Source organism: Williamsia sp. (assembly GCF_016462415.1).
Taxonomy (GTDB): domain Bacteria; phylum Actinomycetota; class Actinomycetes; order Mycobacteriales; family Mycobacteriaceae; genus Williamsia_A.
Window position 1 is genome coordinate 13,847 of sequence record NZ_JAEMTF010000040.1, and the last position, 10,640, is coordinate 24,486.

13 protein-coding genes are annotated in these 10,640 nt (G+C 68.6%); 5 read left to right on the plus strand and 8 right to left on the minus strand.

What is annotated here, in order from left to right:
• Window positions 1-2,395 (minus strand): leucine--tRNA ligase (leuS, locus tag JHC79_RS11760; protein WP_296390893.1); only part of this gene is annotated, 2,395 nt, incomplete at its 3' end.
• A gap of 62 nt (window positions 2,396-2,457) precedes the next feature.
• Between leuS and JHC79_RS11765 the strand changes: the two genes are divergently transcribed.
• Together JHC79_RS11765 and JHC79_RS11770 are read left to right on the plus strand one after the other, a co-directional pair.
• On the plus strand, window positions 2,458-2,910 hold the full coding sequence (locus JHC79_RS11765; RefSeq protein WP_296390895.1) for an SdpI family protein: 453 nt from the start codon (window positions 2,458-2,460) through the stop codon (window positions 2,908-2,910).
• Between the two features lie 19 nt (window positions 2,911-2,929).
• Complete coding sequence (locus JHC79_RS11770) at window positions 2,930-3,922, plus strand: bile acid:sodium symporter family protein (protein ID WP_296390896.1); 993 nt, start codon at window positions 2,930-2,932, stop codon at window positions 3,920-3,922.
• Window positions 3,923-3,941: 19 nt separating this feature from the next.
• Here JHC79_RS11770 and JHC79_RS11775 read toward each other — a convergent pair whose 3' ends face one another.
• Genes JHC79_RS11775 through JHC79_RS11785 form a run of 3 tightly spaced genes read right to left on the minus strand, consistent with a single transcriptional unit; the run spans window position 3,942 to window position 5,620 of the window.
• Window positions 3,942-4,556 carry a TetR/AcrR family transcriptional regulator gene (locus JHC79_RS11775; protein ID WP_296390899.1) on the minus strand — a complete coding sequence of 205 codons (615 nt, stop codon included), beginning with the start codon at window positions 4,554-4,556 and terminating at the stop codon, window positions 3,942-3,944.
• Complete coding sequence (locus tag JHC79_RS11780; protein WP_296390901.1) at window positions 4,553-4,933, minus strand: hypothetical protein; 381 nt, start codon at window positions 4,931-4,933, stop codon at window positions 4,553-4,555. The genes JHC79_RS11775 and JHC79_RS11780 overlap by 4 nt, the downstream gene beginning before the upstream one ends.
• 45 nt (window positions 4,934-4,978) lie before the next feature.
• A complete protein-coding gene (locus JHC79_RS11785; protein WP_296390904.1) occupies window positions 4,979-5,620 on the minus strand; it encodes a TetR/AcrR family transcriptional regulator in 642 nt (213 codons plus the stop codon).
• Between the two features lie 106 nt (window positions 5,621-5,726).
• Here JHC79_RS11785 and JHC79_RS11790 point away from each other — a divergent pair, with 106 nt between their 5' ends.
• The gene (locus tag JHC79_RS11790) at window positions 5,727-6,392 is read left to right on the plus strand and encodes a peroxiredoxin-like family protein (protein WP_296390905.1); all 666 of its coding nucleotides are present in this window, start codon (window positions 5,727-5,729) and stop codon (window positions 6,390-6,392) included.
• A 26-nt stretch (window positions 6,393-6,418) separates the two neighbouring features.
• On the opposite strand, the gene JHC79_RS11795 is transcribed toward JHC79_RS11790, so the two are convergent.
• The 4 genes from JHC79_RS11795 to JHC79_RS11810 all read right to left on the minus strand — a co-directional run bounded on the left by JHC79_RS11795 (window position 6,419) and on the right by JHC79_RS11810 (window position 9,049).
• Window positions 6,419-7,147 (minus strand): DsbA family protein, encoded by a 729-nt coding sequence (locus tag JHC79_RS11795; RefSeq protein WP_296390907.1) that lies wholly within the window; start codon window positions 7,145-7,147, stop codon window positions 6,419-6,421.
• 32 nt (window positions 7,148-7,179) lie between these two features.
• On the minus strand, window positions 7,180-7,824 hold the full coding sequence (locus tag JHC79_RS11800; protein ID WP_296390909.1) for a TVP38/TMEM64 family protein: 645 nt from the start codon (window positions 7,822-7,824) through the stop codon (window positions 7,180-7,182).
• A 183-nt stretch (window positions 7,825-8,007) separates the two neighbouring features.
• Complete coding sequence (locus JHC79_RS11805; RefSeq protein WP_296390940.1) at window positions 8,008-8,439, minus strand: nuclear transport factor 2 family protein; 432 nt, start codon at window positions 8,437-8,439, stop codon at window positions 8,008-8,010.
• Window positions 8,440-8,488: 49 nt separating this feature from the next.
• Window positions 8,489-9,049, minus strand: a complete 561-nt coding sequence (locus tag JHC79_RS11810; protein ID WP_296390911.1) for a molybdenum cofactor biosysynthesis protein — start codon at window positions 9,047-9,049, stop codon at window positions 8,489-8,491.
• Between the two features lie 27 nt (window positions 9,050-9,076).
• On the opposite strand from JHC79_RS11810, the gene JHC79_RS11815 reads away from it, so the two are divergent.
• Both JHC79_RS11815 and JHC79_RS11820 read left to right on the plus strand, forming a co-directional pair.
• Window positions 9,077-9,376: a hypothetical protein gene (locus JHC79_RS11815; protein ID WP_296390913.1), complete on the plus strand. Its 300-nt coding sequence runs from the start codon at window positions 9,077-9,079 to the stop codon at window positions 9,374-9,376.
• 47 nt (window positions 9,377-9,423) lie between these two features.
• On the plus strand, window positions 9,424-10,640 hold a 1,217-nt coding region (locus JHC79_RS11820), incomplete at its 3' end, for an HTTM domain-containing protein (protein WP_296390915.1).

A 10,640-nucleotide genomic window follows, 5' to 3' on the forward strand; every position in this document is an offset into this window, starting at 1 on the left:
CGATCGTCTTGTGCAGCAGCTTGTTCGCCGACTCACTCGGCGCGTCGTCGGTGACCCGCACCTCGCCGGTCTCCTCGTCGATCACCAGACGCCAGACCCGCTGCAGGAATCGCTGCGCACCGACCACGTCCTTGGTGGCCCAAGGACGGGACTGATCGAGCGGGCCCATCGACAGCTCGTACACGCGCAGCGTGTCCGCGCCGTAGTCACGGCAGATGTCGTCGGGCGCTACGGAGTTCTTGAGGGACTTGCCCATCTTCCCGTACTCGCGGTTGACCGGTTGACCCTCGTAGAAGAACCCGCCGTCGCGCTCCTCGACCTCCTCCGCGGGCACGTAGACCCCGCGGGCGTCGGTGTAGGCGAACGCCTGGATCATGCCCTGGTTGTACAGCTTTCGGTACGGCTCCTTCGAGGTGACGTAACCCAGGTCGAAGAGCACCTTGTGCCAGAAGCGCGAGTACAGCAGGTGCAGCACAGCATGCTCGACGCCGCCCACGTACAGATCGAGCCCGCCCGGATCGTCCGGCCCGTGGACATCGGTCTGCGGGCCCATCCAGTAGGCCTCGTTCTCCTTGGCGCAGAACTCGTCCGAGTTCGTGGGGTCGATGTAGCGCAGCTGGTACCACGAGCTGCCCGCCCACTGCGGCATGACATTGGTGTCGCGGGTGTAGTGCTGCAGGCCGTCACCGAGGTCGAGGTCGACGTTGACCCAGTCGGTGGCCTTCGCCAGTGGGGGAGAGGGCACACTGTCGGCGTCGTCGGGGTCGAACGACACCGGAGCGAAGTCGGCGACCTCGGGCAGCGCGACCGGGAGATCGGACTCGGGAATCGGATGCGGTTCTCCCGCAGCGTCGTAGACGATGGGGAAGGGCTCGCCCCAGTAGCGCTGACGGGCGAACAGCCAGTCGCGCAGCTTGTACTGCACCGTGCCGGTGCCCGCCCCCTGCTTCTCCAGCCAGTCGATGATCGTGGCCTTCGCGGCGTCGACCCGCAGGCCGTCGAGGAATCCCGAATTGACGATGGGGCCATCACCGGTGAATGCGGCCTCGGCCACGCCCTGCTCGGACCCGATCACCTCGACGATGGGCAGACCGAACGCGGTCGCGAACTCGTGGTCACGCGGATCGTGCGCCGGGACGGCCATGATGGCGCCCGTGCCGTACCCGATCAGCACGTAATCGGCGATGAAGACCGGGATCTGGCGTCCGTCGACCGGGTTGACGGCGTAGCCGCCGGTGAAGACACCGGTCTTCTCCTTGTTCTCCTGGCGCTCGAGGTCGGACTTCGCGGCGATGCCGGCGCGGTACTGCGCGATCGCGGCGGCGGGATCGGAGGCGCAACCGGTCCACCGGTCGTCGACCCCGGCGGGCCACGAGTCGGCGGTCAGCGCGTCGACCAGTGGGTGTTCGGGGGCCAGCACCATGTAGGTGGCGCCGAACAGGGTGTCGGGGCGGGTGGTGAACACCTCGATGGCGGCGTCGGAGCCGGGGACCCCGAACGCGACCTGCGCGCCACGGGACCGGCCGATCCAGTTCTGCTGCATGGCCTTGACCTTGTCCGGCCAGTCCAGCAGGTCGAGGTCGTCGATGAGGCGATCGGAATACGCGGTGATACGCATCATCCACTGCCGCAGTCGTTTCCGGAACACCGGGAAGTTGCCGCGGTCACTGCGACCGTCGGCGGTGACCTCCTCGTTGGCCAACACCGTGCCCAGACCCGGACACCAGTTCACCATCGAATCCGACTGGTACACCAGGCGATACCCGTCGATCACCGTGGCGCGACCGGCCGCGTCGAGGTCGGCCCACACCGAACCGTCGGCGGGGGTGCGGGAGCCGGAGTCGAACTCGGCGACCAGCTCGTCGATCCGCCGGGCACGGCCCAGGTCGGTGTCGTACCAGGCGTTGTAGATCTGCAGGAAGATCCACTGCGTCCAGCGGTAGAACTCCAGGTCGGTGGTCGCCACCCGGCGACGCTCGTCGTGCCCGAGTCCGAGACGACGGATCTGCGCGAGGTAGCGCTCGATGTTCGCCTCGGTGGTGGTGCGCGGGTGGGTACCGGTCTGAACGGCGTACTGCTCGGCGGGCAGGCCGAACGAGTCGAAGCCCATGGTGTGCAGGACGTTGGCGCCGTCCATGCGGTGGAAGCGTGCGTAGACGTCGCTGGCGATGAAGCCCAGGGGGTGGCCGACGTGCAGGCCCGCGCCCGACGGGTACGGGAACATGTCCTGGATGAAGAGCTTGCCGCTGCCCGCGCCGCCCGCGAACGTGGAGAGATCACCGGCCAGCGGGCCCACCGGATTGGGGGCCTCGAAGCTCCGGTTGTCGTTCCAGTTGCGCTGCCAGCGCTCTTCGATCTCGCCGGCCAGCTGCGCGGTGTAGCGGTACTCAGTCACCTGACCAGCGTAAAGCGTCCCCTGACGGTGACGGTTGGCGGTGTCGCTCGTATCATCGAGGAGTGAATTCTGTTGCCGTCGGTATCTCTGTCGCCGACTTCGTGCTCGCTGTCGCCTTCGGCGTGACCGGTGTGCTCGGACTGATGCGGCGCCTGCCCCGTAATCGCTTCGTCGGGATCCGTACCCCCGTGACGCTGCGGTCGGACGAGACGTTCGCCGTCGCGCATGTCGTGGCCGGGCCGGGTCTGGTGGGCGGCGCGGTCATCCTCGCGCTGGCCGGGGTCATCGGGATCGGTTCCGGTGGCGGTGTCGGGCTGGCGTTCGCGCTGGTCGGTCTGGTCGCCGCGCTGGTCATCCTCGGAGCGGCCAGCTCCTTCGGTCTCCGCGCCGCGGCGCGCGTGCCCGACTGGGAGGAGAGCTGCGGCACCGGTGGCGGCTGCGGCAGCTGCGCGTTGCAGGGCGCCTGCTCGACGCCGGACTCCGCGACCCCCGACTCGGCGACCACGGTCTCCTAGCCGCCCGGGGTCGGATCGAGTGCTCTCACGCCTCCACATCGACGGCTTCATCCTGGCCATCCTGGCCACGGTGGGCGTCGCGACGCTGCTCCCCGCACGCGGTGAGTTCGCCGACATCACGTCATGGGTCGTGGTGGCGGCCATCGCTCTGCTGTTCTTCCTCTACGGCGCGCGCATGCACCCGCGCGAGGCGCTCGAGGGGCTACGGCACTGGCGTCTGCACCTGACCATCCTGGCCTTCACCTTCGCGCTGTTCCCGCTGATCGGTCTCGCGCTCAAACCGATCGCGCCGCACGTCCTCGGCGACGACGTCTACACCGGCGTGCTGTTCCTGTGCCTCGTGCCGTCGACGGTGCAGTCGTCCATCGCGTTCACGTCCATCGCCCGGGGCAATGTCGCCGGGGCGATCGTCAGCGCGTCGGCGTCCAATCTGCTCGGCGTGGTGCTGACGCCGCTCCTCGTCGTGGCGTTGATCTCCAGCACCGGGGGCATCACGATCTCGTGGACATCGATCCTCACGATCGTGCTCGAGATCCTCGTACCGTTCATCGTCGGACAGCTCGCGCGACCGTTGATCGGTGGGTGGCTGACCCGGCACGCGAAACCGACGAAATTGGTGGACCGCGGGTCGATCGTGTTGGTGGTCTACTCGGCGTTCAGCGAGGGTATGCGCGAGCACATCTGGTCGACGGTGCAGTGGTGGCAGGTGCTCGTGCTGATCGCCGGCTCGATCGTTCTCGTCGGGGCGCTGCTGTGGCTCACGGGATTCGTCGGCCGACGCCTGCGCTTCGACCGCGCCGACACCATCGCCATCCAGTTCTGCGGGACGAAGAAGAGCCTGGCCACCGGATTGCCGATGGCCGCGGTGCTGTTCTCGGGCAGCAATGTGGGCCTGATCGTGTTGCCGCTGCTGATCTTCCACCAGATCCAGCTGATGATGTGTGCCTGGTGCGCGGGGCGGCTGTCTCGCGAGCCGGTCGACGAACCGGAGATCGCCCCGGCCGCCACCTAGCCACCGAGGCAACGGGCGTTCAGGTGGATCTCTGGATACCGCGCAGGAGCATGTCGGCGACCTGGTCGGCATGACGGGCCGCATCGGTGGCGGGGTGTGCGTCGAGGTAGCCGAGCATGCTGTCCACCGCGCCCTGGTAGGTGACCGCCATGAGCAACGGATCCAGGGCCTCGTCGAAGTCACCCTCGGACTGACCTCGCGCGAATATCTCGGCCTGTCGCGCGTATGTCTCGTCGTAGTCGTCGAGGCCGAAGCGCAGGTCGCCGTCGGACGTCCGCAGGTTCACCACGATCTCGGCGATGGCGCGGCGTTGCGCGCCGTGGGTGAGGCGGAGACCGGCAGCACCGTGTATCGCCGCGCGGATGACCCGCGGTGCGGGCTCCGACAGGTCCAGGGTGTCCGCGACGGCTGATCGAAGGACGAGGAGAGTCTGCCGTGCCGTCGTGTCGAGCAGGTCGTCGAGGTCGGTGAAGTAATGCCAGAGAAGACCTTTCGACACCCCGGCTCGGGACGCGATCGCGTCGGCGGTGGTCGCCTGGTAGCCGACCTCGTCGAGGACGTCGACGGTCGCCGCGACGAGCTGGTCCCGACGCTGGGCCGGGCTGAGTCGACGGCGAACGGGCGCGTCTGTCACGTCCGATCGCCGACGACGACAGCGATCACGCCGGCCATCACGACCGCGATGCCGACCATCTCCACACGCATCCAGACCGGGTAGAGGTCCGGAAGGAGGGCTTGGACGACGTTGACCACGAGCAGGACCGCCGCGATGATTCCGACGGCCCGCACGGCGCGCACACTCCCGCGCTCCGCCGCTCGTAGACGAAGGGGGAGTAGAACCGCGAACGCCGCCACGATGACCGCATGCACCCACGCCTCGGTGGGAGCCTGCGACGGCGCGGTCGCACTGAGAACGATCAGGGCGAGGATCGTCGCTGCGACCACCGCGACATAGATTCCGACGAGGCGACGCAGGCGGCTCAATGGACGGACGCCAATTTCATTGACCATACGGTCAACAGTAATTGACTCGGCGGTCAACAGCAAGGGAGTTCGCTAGCGATACTCGGCGGTCGTGAGTAGTCGCGCGTGCGCGATGACCGCGTCGAGAGCGGCCTCCAACGGGGCGGTGTCGCGGTGGATCTGGGCCATCAGCAGGCCGCCCTGCAGGGATGCGAGCGTCGACCTGGCCAACGACTCGGTGTCGACGTCGGCGCGCAATACGCCGCCGCTGCGCATCGACTCGTAGCCCCGCCGAATCGCCCGCTCCCACCGCGACAGCGCCTGCGCGACGCCGGCGCGCGCTCCTGGATCGACTTCGGCGACCTGCACACCCAGCGATCCCAGCGGGCATCCGCCCGAACACCCGCCGAGGCGTTGGTACTCGACGATCCACGCGCACCACTGCCGCAGCCCGTCGATCGTGTCGAGCTCGGCGAACATCGCCTCGTGCGCACCGACGATCGTCTCGTCCTGATGCGCGATGACCGCGTGCACCAGCGCGTACTTGTCGGAGAAGTAGTGATAGATCTGCGAGTTGCTCACCCCGGCGCGGGCACGCACGTCCTCCATCGTCGTGCCGGCCACCCCGGTGTCGAGCATCAACTCCGCCGCGGCGCCCACGATGCGCGCTCGCGTCTCCCGACCCCTGGCGGTGAGGGGTCTGCCGGTGTTCGTGCGGTGCGCCTCGACGGTCATCGCACCAGGATAGATTTTCTGGATTGGACAGTCCAGTTTTTCGTCGGCAGGCTGGCGTCACCGCGGCGACGCGCCGCGGGAACCGCACACCAGACAAGGACCGACGATGACCACATCGCAGGATTCGATGACCCAGCAGCTGACGGCGACCCTCGAGGGGTCGCTCACCCAACTACCCACCGAGGTCAGCGCGGCGTTCGCCGCCGATCGCGACGGGCTCGACGCGGCCGGCACCCCCGCAGGCGTGGCCGCGGTCGGTACGGCGGTCACCGACGTCGACCTCGTCACCGCGCAGGGGGACACCACCCGTCTGCACAGCGAGCTGGGTGGACGCCCCGCGGTCCTGGTGTTCTACCGCGGTGCATGGTGCCCGTACTGCAACGTCGCGCTGGGGGCGTATCAGCGTGAACTGGTGCCCGCGCTGACCGAACGCGGCGCGACCCTGATCGCCATCAGCCCGCAGAAGCCCGACGGCTCGCTCAGCGCGCAGGAGTCCAACGAGCTGACCTTCACGGTCCTGTCCGACCCGGGCAACACGCTCGCCGGCAACCTCGGCATCATCGCGCCGAACAACCCCGACGCCATCGCCGCGCAGAAGCAGTTGGGTCTCGATGTCACCGAGCACAACGCCGACGGCACCGCCGATCTGCCGTTCCCGACCGTCGTCGTGCTCGACGCCGCCGGGACGATCTCGTTCATCGACGTGCATCCGAACTACACCACGCGCACCGAGACGGCGGACATCATCGCCGCGGTCGACGCGCTGAGCTGACCGAGCGGTGGCGGGGTGGTGGTCGCCTACTTCTTCTGGCGCCGCGACCCTCCGTGCCAGTCCTCGGTGACACCGGTGTCCTCGTCGCTCACGCCGAGTGCACGGAGCTGGGGACGTTCGCGCAGGCTGCGTTTGAGTTCGGCGAAGCCGGGGAACTGCGCGAGCCCGACGACGTGATCCCAGAGTTCGGCCGCCTCCTCCACGCGGGGGAGGCGGCTGATCACGGGACCGAAGAACGCGATCCCCTCGGGCGGGCGGAAATGGATGATCGGTGTCCCGACGTCCTTGCCGGTGAGCCCGAGCGCCTCGTCGGTCTCGGCCTGGATGACGGTGTCCCACGTGTCGTCGTCGAGCGCCGCGAGGTGCGTCGGGGCCATGCCGAGGTCGTCGAGGATCGGTGCGACGAAGTCCGCGGTGCCGCGGCGTTCGTGCGCGTCGGGCTCGTCGGGGACGGGCTCGGAGTCGAAGATCTTCTCACCGAGCGCGGCGTAGAGAGCGGTGACGCCGTCGCGTCCGTACTGATCTCGAACCGACGCGGCCACGCGGAGAAGCCGGAGTCCCGCGGTGTGGCCGGCCTCGTACTCCGGCGGGAAGTGCGCCGCGTAGTCGATGTGGGAGTTGAGGAGTCGCAGCGAGATGAACCGCCACTCGACGGTGTAGTCACGCTCCCTCTGCACCATGCGGACCCATTTGCTGGTCATCCACGCGAACGGGCAGACGGGATCGAAGTAGAAGTTGATGTCAGCGGAGGCCATGACTCCAGACAAGCACACGGTGCCGCTGTACGTCAGCGACCGATCACGTCGTCGACCACCGGCGCATCGGCATCCGCTCCACCGCCGTGGCGGAGTCGGCGGGCGGCGAACCCGGACACCAGCGTGATGACGATGACCGCGGCCAGCGCGCCGACGAAGGGCCACGACAGCGGCGACGTCCCGTAGGCACCCACCGCGGTGTACCCGATCGCCGACGGCAGGATGCCGACGACCGTGCCGACGAGGTAGTCGCGACCCCGGATGGCGCTGAGTCCGGCCGCGTAGTTCACCACTGCGAACGGGAACGGGATGAGTCGGATGAGGACCATCGCGATCAGACCGCGGCGCTGCAGGATCGCGTCGATCGACGCGATCCGCTCCCACCCGAGCCGGGCCACACCGTCGCGTCCGAGCCATCGGGCGAGTCGGAAACCGAGCCAGGCGCCGATCGTCGCGCCGATCATGACGACGGTCGCGCCCTCGATCAGTCCGAACAGCAGACCACTGGCGATCGTCAGGGCACTGGCGGGAAACGGCGTCAGCGACACCGCGATGTAGACCAGGACGAACACGAGCGGGCCCCACGCGCCGGCACCGTCCACCCGATCACGCAGCGGCTGAGGGTCGGGGATGTCGACGGTGACGGCGACGACGACCATCGCGACGACGATCGCCACGAGGAGAGCAGCTTTCCACCGATGATTGAATCGGCCTGCACTGCGTGTCGGTTCGGCGTCGTGCACATCACTCCCGGGGTCGATGCTCAGACTAGTGGCCGATTCGCGGGCCGACTGCGCCCACTCGGCGTCCGCAACCGCCCAGTCGACGTCCGCAGCCGCCCAGTCGTCGTCTGCGGGTGGTCAGTCGAGGACGATGTCGTGCCCGGGGCCGCGTTCGTCGTCGGGGCGGACCCCGAAGTACCGGCGGTCGGATTCGGCGATCGGCACGTCGTTGATGCTGGCCTCCCGTCGTCGCATCAGCCCGTACTCGTCGAACTCCCACAGCTCGTTGCCGTAGCTGCGGAACCATGCGCCGTCGGCGTCGTGCCACTCGTACTGGAACCGCACGGCCATTCGGTTCTCCCGGAATCCCCACAGGCTCTTGCGCAGGACGTAGTCGTGTTCGCGCTCCCACTTGGCGGTCAGGAACTCCACGATCGCGGGGCGTCCGGTGAGGAAGGTGTCACGGTTCCGCCAGACCGAGTCTGGCGTGTACGCGAGGCTCACCTTGTCCGGATCTCGGCTGTTCCACGCGTCCTCGGCGGCCTGCACCTTCGCGATCGCGGTGTCCATCGTGAACGGGGGCAGGGGCGGGCGCGGCTCGGGAGCGGTCACGCGATCATCATCTCCCGTCGGCGATGGGTTGCGCGCGGCGAATCTGGTCGGCCGCACGCGCCGGGTCGAGATCCACCGAACATCGGATGATCGCGTTGCCGATGCGCAGGACGCCGGAGGTGAGCGGCTGCGCCCGCAGGCCACCGCGACCGATGAGCGCCTTGCGTGATCCCTCGCCGGCCATGGTGTCCATCCAGACGCACGGGTGGGCCGGGCGACCGCCGCGGAACCGGATCGGGCCGTCGCCGGTGTCGATCTCGAACTCCTCGCCGCGCAGGGGATCGAGTTCGAGCCCTCGGACGGCGACGTTGCGTCGTGCGACGACCGGGTCGGCGCCGTCGGTGGCGGCCTCCCACGCCTCGAGCGCCAGGAAGGTCACCGCTGCCTCGGTGTGGGCGCGCACCCCGAAGAACCGGTCGCCACGGATGCCCTTGTCGGCGACGATGTCGACGTGGTCGGGGAGCGCGGTGGGAACGTCGTCGGCGGGGCCGTCCTTGGCGCGTCCGAAGTAGGCGTGCCCCGGCGACACCACCAGCGTCACCACCTCGAATCGATACTCGCGGTCCATGCTCTCCACGCTGGCACACTGGTTGATGTGACCGCATCCGGAGACCCCCAGAGCTACTCGTCGGGTGAGCGTGTCTTCGGCCCGCCCCGCGGCACCTTCGATCCGGATTGGGCGGCAACGGCCCTACGGTCCAACCGCCCCGAGCTGGACCACCCCACGTCGGTCCGGCTCGTCACGCAGGCGTGGGAGCTGTTGCGCGAACGCGACATCCGCGGAGACGAACTGACGGCGGCCCTGGCCTCCGAGTCCGAGATCGACACCGATCTCGCCGGTGCCGTATCGGCCATCGCGACCGAGACGGCACGTTTCTACCTGGACCGCCCCTGACGGGCGGGGCGGTCGACCCCCGGGTTCGGGAACTGAGCAGTCGGTGGTTGTTCGGTCTGTTCTCCACGCTGCTGGCGGTGTCGCTGATCCTGCATCAGCTGTGGTGGGACGGACTCGAGACCGACTCCCTGCATGCCGTGGCCATCCTCGCCGCGCTGTGGCTGCTGGTCCGACCGACATCGGTCGGACGCCTCGCGATCATGCTGGCCGCCGAGGTCGTCGCTGTCGGCCACGACCTGCCCTACGTCGGCGACCACACGCTCGTCGTGCTCGTGACCGGCATGAGCGTGCTTGCTCTGCTCGCGTGGACCCTCGCCCGGAACCGACGACTGCCCGCACCCGAGGAGTTGTTCGACACCATCGCGCCGTTCCTGCGGGTGCAGCTGATCATCGTCTACGCGGCCGCGGCGCTGTCGAAGCTCAACACCGATTTCCTCGACCCGCAGACCAGCTGCGCCGGCCCGATGTCGCAGAAGATCATCTTCTTCGACCCGACGCTGTTCACCGGGACGTGGCGCATCACCCCGTCGATCTGGGCGACCATCGCGATCGAGATCGCACTGCCGATCCTGCTCGCGGTGCCGCGCACGCGGGTGGTCGGCCTGATGCTCGGCTGCGCGTTCCACGTCGTTCTCGCGCTGGCGGGCAACGTCCCGTTCTCCGCCGTGGCCCTGGCGCTGTACGTCGCGTTCCTGCCGACGCACACCGTCCCGGCCCTGCATGCAGTCGTGCTCCGACACCGGCGGCTGCGATCGGCGACCCGGATCGTGGCGACGCCGATCGCTTCGATGGTCCTGTTCGTCGTGGGGGTCGCCGTGTGGTTCGCGGCGGCACAGGTACTCGGCCGGGACCCGTGGTCGTGGTCCGACGGGCTCGGCGGCGTCGCCCGGCTCGCGATCGTCGTCATGGTCGTGATCGCCGGGGTCGCGTTCGTTCTCGGTCGGCGTCCTCCGGGAGGTGCGGCCGAATACGCTCGCCCACCGTCGGGACGGCGTCTCTGGCACCCGATCCTCGTCGTCGCGGTGGCGCTGCTGCTCGTCAACGCGGCTTGTCCGTACCTGGGGCTGAGGTCGGAGAGCACCTTCACCATGTTCAGCAACCTGCGCACCGAGCAGGGGGCCTGGAACCATGTGCTGATCCCGGAGACGGTGCGGGTGTTCGGTTCTCAGGATCGGTTGGTGACCGTCGTCGCGACCGACGATCCCGCCCTGGCCGCCCGGACGGGCTCGGGCACGACGCTGACCCGGTTCGAGCTGAACCGGTA